20 protein-coding genes are annotated in these 18,075 nt (G+C 26.0%); 15 read left to right on the forward strand and 5 right to left on the reverse strand.

Annotated features, from left to right (window positions below):
• The first annotated feature begins 4 nt into the window (after positions 1 to 4).
• The 3 genes from ACUSRV_RS07305 to ACUSRV_RS07315 are packed head-to-tail and all read left to right on the forward strand — an operon-like array spanning position 5 to position 4,762.
• Positions 5 to 1,726, forward strand: a complete 1,722-nt coding sequence (locus ACUSRV_RS07305) for a hypothetical protein (RefSeq protein ID WP_490141274.1) — start codon at positions 5 to 7, stop codon at positions 1,724 to 1,726.
• A complete protein-coding gene (locus ACUSRV_RS07310) occupies positions 1,704 to 2,246 on the forward strand; it encodes a hypothetical protein (RefSeq protein ID WP_490141275.1) in 543 nt (180 codons plus the stop codon). Before ACUSRV_RS07305 ends, ACUSRV_RS07310 begins: the two co-directional genes overlap by 23 nt.
• A gap of 14 nt (positions 2,247 to 2,260) precedes the next feature.
• Positions 2,261 to 4,762 carry a hypothetical protein gene (locus tag ACUSRV_RS07315; RefSeq protein ID WP_490141276.1) on the forward strand — a complete coding sequence of 834 codons (2,502 nt, stop codon included), beginning with the start codon at positions 2,261 to 2,263 and terminating at the stop codon, positions 4,760 to 4,762.
• Between the two features lie 112 nt (positions 4,763 to 4,874).
• On the opposite strand, the gene ACUSRV_RS07320 is transcribed toward ACUSRV_RS07315, so the two are convergent.
• Positions 4,875 to 5,537 carry an N-acetylmuramoyl-L-alanine amidase family protein gene (locus ACUSRV_RS07320; RefSeq protein ID WP_490141277.1) on the reverse strand — a complete coding sequence of 221 codons (663 nt, stop codon included), beginning with the start codon at positions 5,535 to 5,537 and terminating at the stop codon, positions 4,875 to 4,877.
• 227 nt (positions 5,538 to 5,764) lie between these two features.
• Here ACUSRV_RS07320 and ACUSRV_RS07325 point away from each other — a divergent pair, with 227 nt between their 5' ends.
• Both ACUSRV_RS07325 and ACUSRV_RS07330 read left to right on the forward strand, forming a co-directional pair.
• Positions 5,765 to 6,367 carry a hypothetical protein gene (locus ACUSRV_RS07325; protein WP_490141278.1) on the forward strand — a complete coding sequence of 201 codons (603 nt, stop codon included), beginning with the start codon at positions 5,765 to 5,767 and terminating at the stop codon, positions 6,365 to 6,367.
• A 21-nt stretch (positions 6,368 to 6,388) separates the two neighbouring features.
• On the forward strand, positions 6,389 to 6,754 hold the full coding sequence (locus ACUSRV_RS07330; RefSeq protein ID WP_490141279.1) for a hypothetical protein: 366 nt from the start codon (positions 6,389 to 6,391) through the stop codon (positions 6,752 to 6,754).
• 141 nt (positions 6,755 to 6,895) lie between these two features.
• On the opposite strand, the gene ACUSRV_RS07335 is transcribed toward ACUSRV_RS07330, so the two are convergent.
• From ACUSRV_RS07335 to ACUSRV_RS07345, 3 genes are read right to left on the reverse strand one after another with little or no spacing between them, the layout of a single operon-like run.
• Complete coding sequence (locus ACUSRV_RS07335) at positions 6,896 to 7,039, reverse strand: YvrJ family protein (RefSeq protein WP_490141280.1); 144 nt, start codon at positions 7,037 to 7,039, stop codon at positions 6,896 to 6,898.
• A 58-nt stretch (positions 7,040 to 7,097) separates the two neighbouring features.
• Positions 7,098 to 7,319: a DUF2922 domain-containing protein gene (locus tag ACUSRV_RS07340; protein ID WP_490141281.1), complete on the reverse strand. Its 222-nt coding sequence runs from the start codon at positions 7,317 to 7,319 to the stop codon at positions 7,098 to 7,100.
• Between the two features lie 34 nt (positions 7,320 to 7,353).
• On the reverse strand, positions 7,354 to 7,572 hold the full coding sequence (locus ACUSRV_RS07345; protein WP_490141282.1) for a DUF1659 domain-containing protein: 219 nt from the start codon (positions 7,570 to 7,572) through the stop codon (positions 7,354 to 7,356).
• A 226-nt stretch (positions 7,573 to 7,798) separates the two neighbouring features.
• On the opposite strand from ACUSRV_RS07345, the gene ACUSRV_RS07350 reads away from it, so the two are divergent.
• The 8 genes from ACUSRV_RS07350 to ACUSRV_RS07385 all read left to right on the forward strand — a co-directional run bounded on the left by ACUSRV_RS07350 (position 7,799) and on the right by ACUSRV_RS07385 (position 16,079).
• A complete protein-coding gene (locus tag ACUSRV_RS07350; protein WP_490141283.1) occupies positions 7,799 to 8,092 on the forward strand; it encodes a helix-turn-helix domain-containing protein in 294 nt (97 codons plus the stop codon).
• A gap of 45 nt (positions 8,093 to 8,137) precedes the next feature.
• Entirely contained in the window at positions 8,138 to 8,296 is a 159-nt protein-coding gene (locus tag ACUSRV_RS07355) for a hypothetical protein (RefSeq protein ID WP_490141284.1), read from the forward strand.
• Between the two features lie 660 nt (positions 8,297 to 8,956).
• Positions 8,957 to 11,044, forward strand: coding sequence for a GTPase (locus ACUSRV_RS07360; RefSeq protein ID WP_490141285.1), 2,088 nt, complete (start codon positions 8,957 to 8,959; stop codon positions 11,042 to 11,044).
• A 143-nt stretch (positions 11,045 to 11,187) separates the two neighbouring features.
• Positions 11,188 to 12,939, forward strand: a complete 1,752-nt coding sequence (locus ACUSRV_RS07365; RefSeq protein ID WP_490141286.1) for a dynamin family protein — start codon at positions 11,188 to 11,190, stop codon at positions 12,937 to 12,939.
• 880 nt (positions 12,940 to 13,819) lie between these two features.
• Positions 13,820 to 14,980: a hypothetical protein gene (locus ACUSRV_RS07370; protein WP_490141287.1), complete on the forward strand. Its 1,161-nt coding sequence runs from the start codon at positions 13,820 to 13,822 to the stop codon at positions 14,978 to 14,980.
• Positions 14,981 to 15,012: 32 nt separating this feature from the next.
• Entirely contained in the window at positions 15,013 to 15,327 is a 315-nt protein-coding gene (locus ACUSRV_RS07375; RefSeq protein ID WP_490141288.1) for a hypothetical protein, read from the forward strand.
• Positions 15,328 to 15,652: 325 nt separating this feature from the next.
• A complete protein-coding gene (locus tag ACUSRV_RS07380; protein ID WP_490141289.1) occupies positions 15,653 to 15,853 on the forward strand; it encodes a hypothetical protein in 201 nt (66 codons plus the stop codon).
• 25 nt (positions 15,854 to 15,878) lie between these two features.
• Positions 15,879 to 16,079, forward strand: coding sequence for a hypothetical protein (locus ACUSRV_RS07385; protein ID WP_490141290.1), 201 nt, complete (start codon positions 15,879 to 15,881; stop codon positions 16,077 to 16,079).
• Between the two features lie 810 nt (positions 16,080 to 16,889).
• Here ACUSRV_RS07385 and ACUSRV_RS07390 read toward each other — a convergent pair.
• On the reverse strand, positions 16,890 to 17,138 hold the full coding sequence (locus ACUSRV_RS07390) for a hypothetical protein (RefSeq protein WP_490141291.1): 249 nt from the start codon (positions 17,136 to 17,138) through the stop codon (positions 16,890 to 16,892).
• 163 nt (positions 17,139 to 17,301) lie between these two features.
• Here ACUSRV_RS07390 and ACUSRV_RS07395 point away from each other — a divergent pair, with 163 nt between their 5' ends.
• Positions 17,302 to 17,526 (forward strand): hypothetical protein, encoded by a 225-nt coding sequence (locus tag ACUSRV_RS07395; protein ID WP_490141292.1) that lies wholly within the window; start codon positions 17,302 to 17,304, stop codon positions 17,524 to 17,526.
• 111 nt (positions 17,527 to 17,637) lie between these two features.
• Positions 17,638 to 17,859: a hypothetical protein gene (locus tag ACUSRV_RS07400; RefSeq protein ID WP_490141293.1), complete on the forward strand. Its 222-nt coding sequence runs from the start codon at positions 17,638 to 17,640 to the stop codon at positions 17,857 to 17,859.
• The last annotated feature ends 216 nt before the right edge of the window (positions 17,860 to 18,075 follow it).

Below are 18,075 nucleotides of genomic sequence, written 5' to 3' on the forward strand. Positions count from 1 at the left end.
ATATATGGCAAGTAGTTTAGTTTTAAGAGATGGAACGAATGTATTAGAGGAAATGGATAAATTTGAGGAGTCACGTAAAGCTGATTATAGTATATGGGGGTACTTATATCAATTTGATTTAATGTTTTATGATATGTTAACTGATAATATCGAAAAGGACTTATTTGATGAATTTGATACTATTAGCAAAGCTTCTACAGAAATAATATATGAAGCTGAGATGATAGAGGACTACTGTAAGGAATTTATAACAGATGACAAGCTTAATATTAGATTAGCTCAAGTCAAGTATCATGCTAAAAGTGATAGTTTTTCTAATGACCAAAATAAAGACGCTTTAAGAACATTGTATTATATGTATTTAAAGTCGTATACACTAGGTTGTCCTAAATTTAATTTAAAGTGCGCTTTGTTATATTATAATATAGGGAATGAATTAAAAAATAATACAAGTACTAAAAGATTAAAAAAAATATTAAATTCTATAGTAAAAAAAGAAGAAGAAAAACTTAAAAAGTGGATAGAAGATAGTAAAAAAGATGGCAAAAAATTTGAAGATTTGATAGCTGTAGATTTAGATTTAGGAGAATTATATAACAATTTAAAGGGCAAAAATTTAGAAAAAAGAATTAATTATTTAATTAACGCTATTCACTCAGATGAAATCCTGGATAAGTTTATTAATAATATATTAATTGTTAAAAAAGTACCTGAGAGACAAACCCTAATAATTAATATCAAAGATATTTTAATAGAAAAGTATGGGTTTATTTTAGATGATAATTATTCATTGAGTGAAAAAATAGGAAAGAAAGATATGCTATATTCATTAGGGGTAAATTTTATAATAAATGAATGGCAATCTAAAAAGGATAAAGAAGAAAGAAAACCTATAAAATTAAATGACATCATAGACTATATAAAACAAATAAATACGAGTGGAATTTCTATTGATATTCTTATAGATAATTTACTAATAGATTATTTTAAAGAAACTTTAAAAATAATAGAAGATGGATTAGAAGATGAGATAGAAGATATATCAGAAAGAGAAGAAACACTAGGCGAAATAAATAGGTTGCTAGATTTATTACTCAAATTTATGCAAGAGAAGTTAAGTGATAAGGGGATTAGATATTCGTTTTTAAATACAATATCAAATAATGATTTTATGAGTAGGCAAGAATATTTAGGTTTATCACCTATAGACGAATATAGTCAAATAAATGGAAGTAAGGACAGAATTATAAATTTATGTCAAAGAATATTAAAAGTTATGTGCTGGGATAGAATTACTAAAAATAATGAAATAAATTTAGATGATTGGTTTAAAATTGATGAGGTATTATGGATATTTAATAATAATAGTTTAGGAATAAAATCTATATTTTTGCCTAATAGTATGGTAGGTAGAACGAAAAACACATATAAATCTATTATAAATAGAATAAATAAACTTCCTGAACAATATTCAAAACCTAAAGTATGGTATTTTAACAATATAGAAAAAAAGACTAATGGATATAGCAAGAAAAATTTATACAGTACATATATAACAGAAATAGAACAGAATAATAATGTTCCCTATATTACTAATCCAAAGGATAATTATTTTTATATAGAATGTATGGATTGTCTAAACATAGATGAAGTAACTAATTATACATGTATAGAACATATATTTAATGAAAGGTGTGTAACTTGTGGAGATAAAAAAGGTAGATGACCTGTTTTTAAAATATAGATTTATAAAGCAAGATTTATATGTGAATAAAGAAAAATTAGAGTTTGATAATGTTTATATAAATGAAAGTTCTACAGAAGTTTATATTGTTGTTGAGTATGATTCTAATGAAACCTTTGAACAAAGAATAGAGAAATATCAAGAAGAAATATTATGGTTTGAAAATTTTACAGATAATTATTATCTAAAGTATAATATAAATCTAATAATTTTATATAGTGAGTCAGATGTAGATAGCAATTTTAGAAAATATGTAGAAAAATATGAAAAGAATTCTCAGATATGCAAAAAGATTTTTATAGATATAAGCAATGAAGATAATATATATATACTTCCATTTGTAGATATAGAGGTAAGTGAGAGTTCTCATATGAAAGAAAGTACTATAGAGAAAAATTTAAAAGATGTAATAAAGTCAGAGGATATATTTAATCAACTGATAAAAGATGAAATAAATCAAGAAGATATAGAAAATATATTAGTAAGCTTATTGAACAGTTAAAACGGGGGAATTTTATGAATAAAATACAAAATAATAATGAACATAAAGAGTTTTTTATAAAAGATATAGAGGTAACTAATTTTAGAGGGTATATTAATACTACAAAATTTAAATTTATTACGAATGACGAAATACCTAAATTTATACTGCTAACGGGAGCTAATGGATATGGAAAAACGTCTTTAATAGATGCAATTGAATGGGGATTAACAGGAAAAATAAGAAGGCTATATGATTCGTTTCAAGAAAGGAGTAATAGCTCAGATAAAGATAATATTAACAATAATAAAGGATTAATAAAAAATATAAATTCTAAAGATGATGAAGTAGAGGTACTTATACATGCAAGTTATTTAGGAAAAGATGTAACTATTAAAAGAGTTTTTGACGGTGAAGAAAAAGAATCAAGTAGTTTAAATGGCTATAACAGTGAACTTTATATAGAATGTGATGACGAACCTACTAAAGATAAATTAAAAGATAAGTTAACAAGATTTAATAATGATAATTTATGTTCTTATGATAAGAATATAGACTTATATAACAAAGGAAGAAAAGATATATATGAAATATTTTCACATTTATATAATGACTCATATAATATTAAAAATATAATTAATAATTTGGAAGTTATAAAAGATGATTTAGAAAAAAAGGTCAAATTAGTAGAACAAGAGAAGAAGAAGATAACAGAGGCAAAAATAATATATGAGGACTTAAATAATGAACATAATTTAACAAATACATCAAAAGATTATCCTGAAAATAAAATTTTTGATAGTGAAATAATATTGATTGAAGATGATTTGAAGAAATTAAATAAAGACGAGATACAAAACCAGATAAAAATATTAGAAAATATCAGAAATCTAGATGTAATAGGAGATTTACAGAAGAACCTAGAATCGATCAATAAAGAAAATAAACTTAATAACTATAAAAAATTATTAAAAGAATTAGATGAAAATGAAAATATTTATAAAGAACTTAGAAAAGAAAGCTTTGATAATATAGAACAAGAAATAAGAGAACTTGAAAGTATTAATAATTTTGTAAAATTAACAACTGATTATAAAAAAATACAAGATCATATAATTTATAAAGATAAATTTATTAATCTAAATTTAAATAAGTGGAATCAAGAGTTTGATATATTAAATCAGATAAATAATCAGTTAGAATTGTTAGATAAAAATATTGAAATATATAACGAAAGTAATCCAACAGTAAAAGTTTTAAGGTATATAGTAGATCATACCAATGAACTAAAAGACTATCGAGATACCAATGAAAATTGTCCTATATGTGGAAATAAAGAAACCTTTAAAAATTCAGAAATTGGATATATAGCAAAAGAAGCGTTAGGTCAAAATGATTTTAAAAGACAAAAAATTGTTGAAGAAATAAAAGTTCTAAGCAGTGATAAACAAGGCAAATTTCAACAGGTCAAAGACAAAATAACAATTGATATAGAAAAGTATATGGTTATTTTGAATAATAAGTTAAAGTATAAAGAAATTATTGATAGAATTGAGAGTCTAATTAAAAGCTTAGATATAGAATATACTGAATTTACCATTAGAGATATTAAAAAATATATATTGGAAAATGAATTAAATTCAAATACAGATATAGACAATTATGATATATTAAATTATTTACAAACTATAGATTATGAGTTTTTAAATGATTTTAAATATAAATTAAATCATGATGAATACTATAAATTAAGTTTGACCGAAAAGATTAACTTGACTAAAGAAATAATACATAAATTTAATTTAGCATTAAATGATGATATACATATAGTAGATTATTTTCAGGAAGATAAAGTTAATATTGATAAAAGAATTCTAATATGTAAATCTTTTATTAATCAGATAGAAAAAAATATGATATTAGCAAAATTTAAAGAATGTGAGACTAAAGAAAAAGATAAGCAAATTGAACTAGAAGAAATAAACACAAAACTGACTAATTTGAATAAAAACATAATAAAAAAAATCAATAATATTAAAAAGAATGATGAGATAGAGCAAACAAGGCGAATACAAGAGCCCTTAGATAAGATATATAGAAAAATAACAAGAAATACAAATATAAGAGAAATTAAACTTTCGCGTGCTAAAGCTAAGGAGTCAGCAGAACTAAATATCATAGATTTAGATGGAAATGAAACATCATTTGCAAGTATACTTAGTGCAGGACAACTATCAACGTTGGCAATATCAATATTTCTATCTAAAGCATATCTGAATAAAAACAATAATATTAAACTTTATCTTATGGATGAACCTATTCAGACAATGGATGATTTAAATATATTATCTTTTATAGATTTAATTAAGTATCAATTAGCTAATACAGAAAATGAGTCATTTATAGATCAGCTAGTATTTTCCACTTGTGATGATAATTTAAGTAGTTTATTTAAGTATAAATTAAAAAGTTTAAATATACCTGTGTGTGAATATAGGTTTGAAGGAACAGGAATAGTTAGACATAATCAAATATAAGTATTAAATCTGATACATATATTACATTAGGATACGAATAAGTGTAAAATATAAAAGTTTATTAATATAAGTAAAATCCAAGAGTGAAAATAATTCACCCTTGGATTTTTTATTACTCTGTTACTACATATGTATCATTGAAGCCTTTATAAATAGCTTCATTTTTAAGTTCTATAGCATTATCTTTATTACTAAAAGTACCTATACATACCCTATAAAAAGGACCTTCTTTTACTATAGGTTTATCTACAAAAGATAGAAGAGTAGAAGTTATAGTGTTAGCTACTTCCTGTCTATATACATTAGAGGAGCAAGAAGCTTCGATATAGTTATTTGATATAAAGTCTATTTCTATTAAAATAGCAGGCATCTTAGTTTTTTTAAGCACTGATAATTCTTGAGAAACTTTTACACCTCGATTGGGAGTATTTAAGGTTTTAGATAAATTAAAACAAAGATTTTTAGCTAAAGCAGTTAATTTACTATCTAAGGTATACACCCAAACTTCAGTACCTTTAGCTTCTTTATTTTTAAAAGAGTTCATATGTAAACTTATAAAGTAATCGCAGTTTTCTGTATTAGCCTTATTACTTCTATAATCCAACGAGTAGAACTTATCATCCTCACGAGTAGTTACTACCTTTTCAAAAGCTTCTTCTAGATTTTTCTTTACTAACATACCTATTCTCAAAACAACATCACTTTCCTTAGTGTCATTACTTCCAACTGCTCCTGGATCTTTACCACCATGACCAAAGTCCAAATACCATTTCATAAATAAACCTCCCTGATATTAATATGGTTATATTATAAATATTATTAAAAATAAAGTATTTTAAATAAGTTAATAAATTATTTTTAAAACTATTATATGGCATAAAATATAATTTAAAAACTGTAAAAACTGTAACACATAGATACGGTTGACAAGGGGAAATAAAGATGATATTATTAGACTAATAAAACTGTAAAGTAGTGTTACAGACAAGGAGGGTATTGTTAATGAATATTTTTCAAATTAAGACTCAGCCTCATGGGATTGAAAGGAAAGATATGTTTCTTTCTGAAGGATTTGTTTGCATAGGGTATCCTGGTGTTGGGAATCTTTTAAATGTAAATAAAGATGAAATAAGAGAGCGACTTCATAAAGAGTATAAATGGGAAAGTAGTCAATTAGGAAATCATCTTGGAGTTGTTAGTGCTTTTGTTAATACTATGGAAGAAGGGGATATAGTACTTGTAGCAGATAATGATTGGGTTCACATTGGACAGCTTGGAGAGTATAAATATGAACCTCAATATGAAAGTGAAGGAATGTGTCATAGGCGATATGTTAAGTGGATAGATAAAGTAGAAAAGTATAAATTGAATGAACATGTGAAAGAGTTACTTAGAAATAGGAGTATAGTCACAAAATTTAAACATCCTTATGATGTAGCAGAATTAGAAGTTGTATTAAATAGGAGTACTTCTTTAGATACAAATATAACTATAGATAAAGAAATCGCGAATAAAGCAATAGAAATATTAAAGAAAGCACTTGAATCTGAAAATGAAGAGATAAGGGTAAGTGCAGCTATAGGTATATTAAATTATTTAAAATAGCAGAAAAAGGGGCGAATTAAAATGTTATATTCAGTTGATAAGGGAGAATATGTAAAAAGAATACCTCATAAACAGGAATTTATAAAATGGAGAGCTAGTATAAATAATTGTGATTATAATAAGATTGCAGATGAGCTTAATAATAGAATAGATGGGAATGAGATTCATACAGCTGGTTGGATACCAGTAGGGTCAGATTGGACAGGAATATTTAAACCTATACATGATGCTTGCAACAATAATGATAAAGCTGCAGGGAAGTTCTTTGGACTTATTGTATTTAATGTAATTATGGATAGAGATGATTGTTGGGGGTTTGGAAGATATAAAAAAGATGGAGTAGATATTAATAGTATGACATATTTTAAGTTAGAGGTTTGCCCATAGTGGGAAAACCTCTAGTTTAATAACCATTATACCCATATATGAGAAAATAGAGTGTACACATAAACTCATCAAAAGGGCGAGAGCACAATGCACACTTACTCTTAATTTTTATACATAAATATAATTTAAATAAAGTTCTAGTTATTTAAAAGATGAAATATTATTGGATAAGTCATTAATACTATCAGATAGCACTTGAAGCTTTTGTTCTATTCGCACCAAAAGATACATTGATACAGCAATAGGAAACCCTACATCAGCTATAAGAGTTCTTATGTAGTCCATTTTATTTACCTCCTTTTTATTGTACTAAAAAAGCCCTTATAAAAGGGCTCCTACCTTACTATGCTAATTCAAACTCAGTAGTATCAGTAGCTATTATCTTAGCTTCTACAATTCCTACCAAATCAGCACCTTTGGGCTTAAACACATTCTTTGCAACTATTAAATTCATAGCTGCAGTTATTTCACCTTGAGTTATATCAGCTCTAGGATCATCTAAAGACATAGATATATTCTGCCCTAAGGCATCAACAAAAGTCATAACTAATCTAGTTTTAACCATAAAAATCACCTCCTATCTCAAAATTTTAAGATTACTACTCAGATATAGATGTGTCATCTTGCTTTACAACATCCATTAAATCATGTGGTTGAAGACCAACAAAAGCATTTGCAACAGCTAAAACATCATCAGCTAATGCATCGTGCTTTAAGGCACTAAATGTCTTAGATCTAGTTATAGACTTACCATCACCATCAAGTCCTAAAGATAACTTTATCTTTAGAGAAGAAAGATTGTTTATTTCTACAGCCATTTTATCTACCTCCTTTCATTGAATTAAATTAATTATAGAATGAGTGAAATATAGAAGACAGAAAGCAAGTTGAAAAAACAAGTTAAATAAATTTATTAAATTATCTTTGAAAACTATGTAGGAGTAGAGTCTTGATTCCTTAGAATAAAAAATCATTATATAGATGTATAAAATAAGGATATAAGGAAATAATCACGATATGAATGAAAATTAAAGGAGTGATTTTATGAGTTCTTTTGAAGGTTTATATACTTTTGCAGATGTAACTAGCATGTATAATATAGATCAATCTACTTTAAGATATAACATAGGTAAAAAGTTTATTGAGAATATAGATGTAAAAAAATTTGGTAAGACTTGGCTTATAAGAGAAGAAGCTTTAGTAAGTGCCTTTGGATTTATACCTGTAATTGATAACTCAGAAAAAAGGGATGTTAAAAGAAAAGTAGGCAGAAAGAGTACTTTTGATAAATATAAGGAAGCTTATGAAAATGGTAAATATGAAACTAAAACGGTATAGGATTTAAATTATATAAAAATTTACATATTGATAAAAGGTGATTATATGGAGAAAAAAAGTATAAATCAAAAGAAAGGTTTTACAATGCCTTGTGAGCTTATAGAGAAAATAGAGGATTATAAAGAAGTTAACGATATAAGTAGCTTTGCACAGGCAATGTATGAATTAATAAGAATAGGATTGCAAGAAACAAATCATATTTAAAAAATTATAGAAGATGATTAACCATTGATATGTATATAGTTTAAATTTAATTATATTAATACAATGGTTTTTATTTGAGTTTATATAGGTTATTTCTTAATCAGCTTATAATAGTATTCCTTCACTTATAGTCAAGGAAAGAGCACCTGGAACTAACGTTCATACATACTATAATAAGCTAGGGTACCTAGGTTAAATAGTTGATAGTGTTTAACGTACATATTCATTTTGCAACGCCCGATAAAGAACAATCGGCCACAAGCTTCATTCATAAGTACTAAGAACTTAGTTTATCTAAAGGAATTACAATATAAGAAATACTAAATAAAAGTATCATCTCTTTCAGACATGTTACTTTTATTTTTATTTTTGAGAGATGTTGATAAGAGTACACATCTAGCTATATTTATTTGATTTACAATATCTTATCTATAAGTTTCAGATCTTTATACAGTTAACTATCTTATACATTTTTAATACTCAATAAATTTCTTAAATCTTTTCTATATAAATTAACACAAAATACGACAAAAAATTCGAAAAAAATATTATATAATAGGGTATATTAAGAAATGAAATAGTAAACTAACAAATCAAATATATAATAAGAATTAGCTTTTTATATAGTAAAACTTATTTATAAAATATGGAGGATATTAGGTGAATTTAGAAATTAAAAAAGCATTAGATAAATCTTATAAAAATAATATAGTTTTTATGCAAGATTTTAATACTAATATAGAAATAATACAAACATCATTTGATAATATTACAACTGAAATAGATAAATTAAAAAAAGAGTCTAAATATAATAAAGAAAATATAGCTAAAGAACAAAATGATATTAGGAAAAATATTAATGAATTCGCTCAGATAATTGATAAATTAAATGACAAGTTTCAATCAGATATAATTTCTATAAAAAAAGCTAAAGAAGAAAATATAGAATATTTCACAATATCATTTTTTGGTATAACTAACGCAGGAAAAAGTACAATAATAGAAGCATTTACACAAAATAACAATGGCACAACTATAGGTATAGGCAAACAAAATACTACTAAATCTGTAACTTCATCTGATTTCGGTAGATTAAGAATATTAGATACTCCTGGATTTGAAGGTGGAGAAGAGTTTGAGATACTAGCTAAAGAAGAGATAAAAAAGACTGATTTAGCTATTTTCGTTTGTGCAAATAAACCTCCAGAAGTTGCGGAAGTTAAAAAGATTGCACAATGGGTCAAAGAAAATAATTTACCATTTATTTTAGTTATAAATTCCAAAAATGATCCACCGAAAATAAGTAATATAAAAGAATTTCAACCAATACAAAATGTAGTTAATTACTCAACAAATATACTAGAAAATTACCTTAAATTAAAAAGATTTAAAGTTATACCTATAAATGCTCAACTTGCGTTTTTTGGAAAAGAAACTAAAATTGATGAATCAAGACAAGATTTAATAAAAAGCAGAGATATCAAAATGAAAAAATATCAGAACAAGCAAGATATGTTAGATTATAGTAACTTTAGAGAACTAGAATTAGAAATAAATAATATCATAATAAATGATTCAAATATATTGAAAACAAAAAACATATACGAATCACTATCAATTTACTTAGATAATGCTATAGAAGAATCTAATAAAAATAAAAATTCTTTTTATGAAAGTAAAGTATTTTTGAAAAAAAGACTTGATGATATTATAGAGCAATTTGGAAGAGGACAAGACTATGGAAAAAAGGGATTAGAAATTAGAAATATTATTAGCACTAACTTAGACTGCATTGAAAATTTTAAAAGTGAAGGTATCCGAGTTATAGATAAAGCATTTGCAGATAATGATAAGAATATAGACAATCATCTAAGAAAGTTATGTGATGATTTTAATTGCAAACTTGCAAACGAAGTAATTCCTAAAATATCAGAAGAAGTTCAAGAACGACTTGAAGAAAAATTAATAGATCTTGAAAAATCTATGAATCTAGAACTTAAAGGATTTATAAATATAGAAGATATAAGTGATTTAATAAAGACAGCTTTAGAAGAATTCAAGAAGAACAAGTTTAAAAGAAATATGGTACTTGCGTTTGAATTTATAGGAATAATAGCAGAAGGTATAGCAGCATTTATAAATATTGCATTTGGATTCATAGTTGCGGCGGTAAAAGGTTTTTTATCTAAAATATTTGGAAAATCAAAAGATATCATAGCTGAAAATAATCGAAAAAGAAATGAAAAGAAGAGTGAAGCTATAAATCGACTTAGTAAAGAGTGTTCTAAAATGGAGAAAGAGATATACAAAAAACTTTGGAGTGGCTACACAGATAAAGGTACTGGAAATACTTTTCCAGGATTCGAACAATTATTAGCTAGCATAAGAAATCAGATTAGTGTACCATTGGAAGAAATGTATAAATCGTCAGATTATGGTTCTGATATATTAAAAAAATTCGTAGGAGATATGAGCGATATAAAAGTTAAAATAGATACTAAATTATATCAAGAAGTTATTAATTTAATAACAAGTGGAAATATAAAAATTAAATCTGTAATTAGAAAATCAGGAGATTATTCTATTGTAACATGCAAATCATTTGAGGATAAAAAACAATTAGAAAAATTAAAATATGAAATAGATTCTATACTTCAAGATCAAGATACATATTTCATAGTAGAAAACAAATATTCTGAGCTGTATTTAAAAGAACTAATTAGTGAAGTTACAAATGGTTCAACATAAGTTCATAAAATGATATATTGTGAAGACAGAAATTGCTTAGAATTTAATATAAGTAAAAATAATGTTAAGAGACAGTTAGATATTATTAGTACAACAATACAAGTAAAGTATAATCATAATGTAGAATTTAGGGGTGAAATATAATGAAAGATAAAATAACTAAATATATAGAAAAAAGTAAGATAATAGTTAACACTACTAAAGGATTGAATTTAAAATCTGTGTATGGTTTAAATAAAGAAATTGAATACGCAGAGAAATTATTAAATGAAGATAAGAAGCTTATAGTATCATTTTTAGGAACATTTAGTTCAGGAAAATCTACGATAATAAAGAGATTTACAGGTGAAAATTTAGAAACTGATGCAAATCCATTAACAGCAAATATACAAAAAGTTGAGTGGAACGGTATAGATATAATAGATACACCAGGATTAAAATCAACGCAAAGTCATCATGATAGCATAACTGAAAACTATATGAGTAAATCAGATATAGTGGTATGGGTATGTGAAGCTGATAGATTAATACTTGAAAATCATAGACCAATTTTAAAAAAGGTATTAAAAGATTTAAATAAAGAAGACAGATTCATAGTAGTAATAAATAGACTTGACCAAACAGGAAGATCTATAGAATTAGAAGAGGAATATAATGAAATATGTAATATAAAATTTAGCGAAGTTAAACGTATACTAAAAGAGTTAGGAGTAGAAACGGATATACCAATGGTTGCAATAAGTGCAGACCCATATTCAGTAGGGGATGGACTTCATATTGAGGAGGCAAAGGAAGCTTGGAATGAAGATTATTGTAAAGAAGTAAGCTACTTTGAGAATTTTGAGGCTTTATTTGATAACTTAATAAATAATTGTAATGAAGGAACTAATTATCTTGGAATATACGATAGAGTTAATGAGTACATAGATATAGTTAAAAATGATTTAATAGAAATAAATAAATACTATGAGGGTTTAAATGAATTAAATAATGTTTTATCAAATAAGTATTGTGATATACTTGAAAATATGAAATTAGGATGCAATACAACTATATCTAAGGAAAAAAGAAATCTTACAAATTTATTTAATGATAACTTTGTAAATACTGTTAATAGTATAAATTCACCTGATGAAATGAATAAATTAAAAGCTCTTTCAGAAGATAATATAGATACTATTATAGGTGAATTCTATGACTCAACAATAGAGAAGAATATATTAGAATTTAAAGATTTATTTAAAAATAATCTCGAGAGAGTCAAACTTAAACTGGAAGAATCTTATTTCTATAAATCTCTTGAAAAAGAGTACTTAAATATATCAAATAAAATTAAAATGGAATATAACAATGAAGGTAGATCATATGAGGATAATATTAATGGCATTGGATTTGATAAAATAGATGATAAAAATAAGGGGAAAAATATAAATGTAGGGATGTTAGGAAAAATAAAGCTTCCAGGTAATATACCTGTAGAAAGCTTTCATAAAGTTATTTACAATGTAGGAAGAAAAGTTGGGTATAAATTTAAACCATATCAAGCGGTAAAAATGGCAGGAAATGCAGCTAAAGCTGTTAAGGCTATACCATTTGTAGTTTCAGGACTAGAGATGATTCTAAACATTATGTCTCAGGTAAAGGAAAATAAGAGATTTAAAGAATTACATGAAAATAAATTAGAGATAATTAAATCATTAGAAGGAATAAAAACAGAAGTTTTTGAAAATCTAGAATTAGAGTTAAGAAGCTACTTTAATTCTGCATTAGATTCATTAAGGGACACTATAAATGATATAGGAAATGAAACTGAGGAAAATTTAAAAATCATAGAAACTATAAAAATAACAAAATACAAGATTGAAGAGTTAAGACAAGAAAAATTAAATAGCTAAAATAAGCAACAAATATAAATTTAAACTATAAGTTAGTACACAGGTTGATATAACTGTGTACTAATTATATTTTACTATATTAAATGTTAATTCATTTTTAAAAATTTCAACATTACCTAAAAAAGGCAATATTAAATAATAAGCTAAGATATATAGTAGTTTAAATTTAAGGGCTAGAATTCATCAGATGTTAATCTAGATTTTTCTAGTGTTCTTTAAAATTAAAAAGAAATAACATTAGTCTAAATAAAACAGGAGTAATAATCGATATATGCCCTTTTTATAATCATATATTAATCTTTTTTACTAAAGAAGTTGGATGTATAATATCTTTTCAAGCTATAGAAAACTATATTTTTATATCCTTAATACTATTTTCTTAATCCGCTTATAATAGTATTCCTCCACTTATAGCCCAGGAAAGAGTGCCTGGAACTAACACTAATACATACTATAGTAAGCTAGCCATCTAGGTTAGATAGTTGATAGTATTTAACGTACATATTCATTGTACAGCGCCCGATAAAGAACAATCGACCACAAGCCTCATTCATAAGTATTAAGAACTTGGTTCATCAAAAGAAATTCAATAAAAACTATAAAAATAAAGGTATCATACCTGCTAGATATGATACCTTTATTTTTATTTTGAGAGATATCGCTAAGAGTGCATATTTAGTTAGTAATATGAGAATATCAAAGTTTTAATAAAGTATTGAGCTTAAATATACAACACATAAACTTCTATGTATAAAATACAAAAATTAGCCTATAATATTACTAAATATATTTGTAGTACAAATATTATAAAAAACACTTGATTGTGATACAAATATGTATTATACTACAAATATAAATAATAAATAAAGGGGTGTTGGTAATGAGAGATAGAGTTAAAGAATATTTAGATAAGCTAGAAGAAACAAAGGAAGTGGGTAGAAAAAAACGTTTAAGAGAAAAAGCAGTTGAAGAAAAAAGCGAACTTAATATAATGATGAAATCACTTGGATTTTCTGATGAGTCCCGCAAAAAATCATTAGAGCGTAGAGATCGAGATGCTAAGGAGTTAGAAGAAAACTTTAATAGTTTATCAGAAGAAGAAAAAGTTTTACATATAGAGTTTGAACGCAGAGTTCTTGATAGGGAAAAAGATTATTACGGAGAGGGTTCTATAAATTATATAATGCTTGAGAGTGAGATACCAAGAATAAAAAGAATATATAACATAGTAAAAGAAGAAAAAATTATAAAAAAAGATGGAAATAAAAATAATAAGCTATTCAATGTATTGATTGATGACGAAGGTAGAATGTTCCCTTATGAACCTGAAAACACTAATTTAGATTCAAAAATGCAAGTAAGATTACCAGATGATGAAAAAGATGCAATTAATCAAATTTGTTTAAAAAGAAACATAAAGCCAAGTGACTTCATGAGAAATCTAATAAGACGAGAAATACTAGAACATCTGGCTGATTCTAAAATAAAGTTTAATAGATTTGTAGACGGTGAAGACCGTTCATCAGTCCAAGTTCTTACTACATACAAACAAGCTGTAGATTTTATAACAGAATGCTTTAATGAAAGTGTTAAAATGAAACAGGCTATGAGGATTTATATAGATACTAATTCTTTTGCTCAAGAAATAAGTTATAAGCCAAAAGAAATAAGATTAAATGAACACAACGAAGATGGAGTTAAATATTTTACTATGAATTTAGATAACAATATAGAAATCGTGATAAATAGCAATGATTATATAGATATAAATCTCAGAATTACAGAAGGTAAAAATAAAGAAATGGCAAAGCATTGGTCTATTGATATTATTAATAATGATTGTAAGGTTTCTATCAATGGAGGAATACTACCTTATGGATGCGATGAATTATATACATATAAAAATAGTGAGTATTACATGGATGAGTTTTTTGATATAGAAGAGGATGGGGAAAGAAGTGAACCACTTGCAAAATATCCACTTAATCCATTATTTACGGCTGAAGAATTATTAGAGTATGATGACAGTTTCGATATATAAATAAATTATAAAAATAAAAGGGGTATAGGAATATGGTTATAAATAGAGAATTACCCTTTCTAAAGGTTAAAAACATGCTAGAAACTACTTTAGGTAGAATAATATACGAGAAAACTTATGCATATGATGATGCGATAAGTGGTGTTGTACAAAAAGAATTCGTTAATGGGATGTATTCAAGCTATAAATTAACTGTAGATATTCTAAACTCACGAGATACAAGCGAAAAGTTAGATGTTATAAACTATATACTTCATATAGTAGAACTTGAATTAGCTAAATTAGGAGACTTAGAAATTCAAGCTATAATTGATGCTGTTGATATAAGCGACTATATTAAGGGATAAAAAAGGGGTATACAGGTATTAGAGAATACATAAAAAATATCTTAAATGAAATTGAAGTAACGAATAGTATATACAATGAATGGTTAACTACAGGAAAATACCCTGATAGTTATAGTGAACAAATAAGTTTATCATCAAATAGTAATCAAAAATTAAGTAACCCATATGAAGGGTGGATAGAATACGAAGAAAAACGTGACTTCAGACAATTGAGTATATTTGATTAAGTTAGTATTAAATACAAAATTTATACAAATTTATTTTTGAATTTTAAATAGTCTTAAATCTCATATTAAAAATTAATTTTGAAAAGGGGTATTGTATAATGGTTCCATATCAAGATTTTGCAATTAATAAGTATATTATAGAAAGAATAGAAAAAAATGATACATGTGCAACTTGTTTTTATAGAAGAGATTGTTTTAATTATAAAATAGAATCATATTGTAATGAATATAAACCTAGTCCTTACATAATAAGTGAACTACAGGGGTATAAAGTTTCAGGAGATACTTATTTTAGATAAAAATAAATATAAGAGGAGATGAATAATGATGTGGATTACAACAAAGCATGGGGGATATAATATAGTAGGTTACAATATGTTTAATAATAATAATGAATTAGAATTCTGGGTAACAAAATTAGATGGGGGATCAATAAAAATATCTAGTAATACTTTAAAAAGTTTAAAATTAGAAAAAAGATTTAAAAATGCTATTAAATCTAAAGAAAACATTGTAGAAATATAATAGTAGATATACAAATTTAATAGGCAATGTTATTGATAATATAAAAGAGTTATTATATTTAAAATATAATTAGTAGATGTACTTGGAATAATCTTATTATCAACACTACTAAATATAGAAGCAGCATAGTTAAGATGATTTTGTTATCCGCTTATAATAGTATTACTTCGATTATAGTCCAGGAAAGAGCACCTGGAACTAACACTCATACATACTATAATAAGCTAGTTTACATAGAATATATAATTAGTAGAGTTAACGTACATATTCATTTCGCAACACCCGATAAAGAGCAATCGGCCACAAGCTCCGTTCATAAGTACTAAGAGCTTAGTTTATCTAAAAGAATTTCAATGAAGAACATGCTTAAGGAAGGTATCATCTCTTGCAGACAAGATACCTTTATTTTTATTTTAGCGAGATGTAGCTAAGAGTGCAAAGAACGCACACTTAGCTGGATTGGTTCACATTATAAAGGTATTTTAAAGTAGTTAGCCCACTCCAGGGCATAAAACCGTTGCTCTGCTATGCCCTTCCGTTCATTCCTTTGGCTCTAGAATCCATATTTTCATGGGGCAACGAAGGATTTTATAGGTGCCAAAAGTGAAGTGCTGTTCACCATTTGCTTATAGTGGGAAGGGTATTATTTTTCGTCGGATGTGTTAGTGTCCTATTATACTTTTTCCAACGTAATATGATTATTGGATCTTAGTGGTTCTGATTTTAAAGTTTTATATAGGCTTTGCATATTTACTTACAAGATTTTTAGACAAAAATATAGCCCCATAGGATTTACCTTGGGGCTTTTTGTTATGCTCCTACCATTGCAGCTTTTATTATTTTTTCTAATAGATTTTTTACCTTTGTTATACTCATACCGTTTACTAGATATTTTACTTTTCCTTCTGGAGCTTTTGTATCTTCCATGGTTCTAGTTACTATATGGCCTTGTTTTCTTATGATTTCTAATACATCTGTGATTTCATCGAAGAGTTCCTTTGCTTGTCCTCTATTTGTTTTTATTATACATGAGTCCTTACTTACTTTTTCTACTGTCATTATTTATTCCTCCTATATATTTGTTTTATTTTATGTACTTATTTTTCCTCATATCGCTAATTATTATGCATTATATTTATATATATTTTTCCTTGTAACGCACATATTACAACGGTTACAGGGGAAAAATAGTACTAGATAAAATCAGTAAGGGGTGTATAAAATGACAAAGTTATTTGATAGTGAAGAGTATTTTGAAGAGATGTTAAGACTGGAAGAAGAATATCGAAAAGAGCAGAGAATTTCAATAGTTGAAGAGTATGACGAAGAAGAATTATGGGCTTTATTTGAAGAACAATATAATAATTATGATATGGAGCTTATGAATAAGGCGGTTAACAAAAGGGAGGATAGTATGCTTATAGACTTAAAATATATACCTTTTTAGCCCTTATATGAGGGCTATTAAATCAATCTATAAATAGAATATAAATCACTATACAAGTAACTTTGTTAACGATACCGTTATAAATAAATTAAATATAAGGAGATGTTAAGCATGATATGTAAAGCGCCAAATCATAACAGCTTAATAAGTAATGCAATGAAAGATATAAGATATGATATAAATGACTTGTTGAGGTTATTTGAAAATCCAGCTTTACAAGCTAACCGAAAAAAATATATAAACTATACTCATGAAATCATAGATAGTCTACAATTAAGATTAAAAGACTTCATAAAGCAAACTGATATAGATACTATAGAAGACATAGAATAATACTTAAATTAGCAAATAGCCCTCAATAGAGGGCTATTATTATTATAACCTCAGACATAAGTAACACATTATATAACAAATAAGTTATAAATTCTAGGTATATCAAGGTCTTAAAAGAGGAGATTGAGGTATTATATTTGTATGGGGGGCCACAATAAAAGAAGCTGCAAGCTTCTATCCTTTCTGAAAGATATGATACTTACCTTGAAAAGGGTT

The organism is Sporacetigenium sp. TC11 (genome assembly GCF_058146105.1).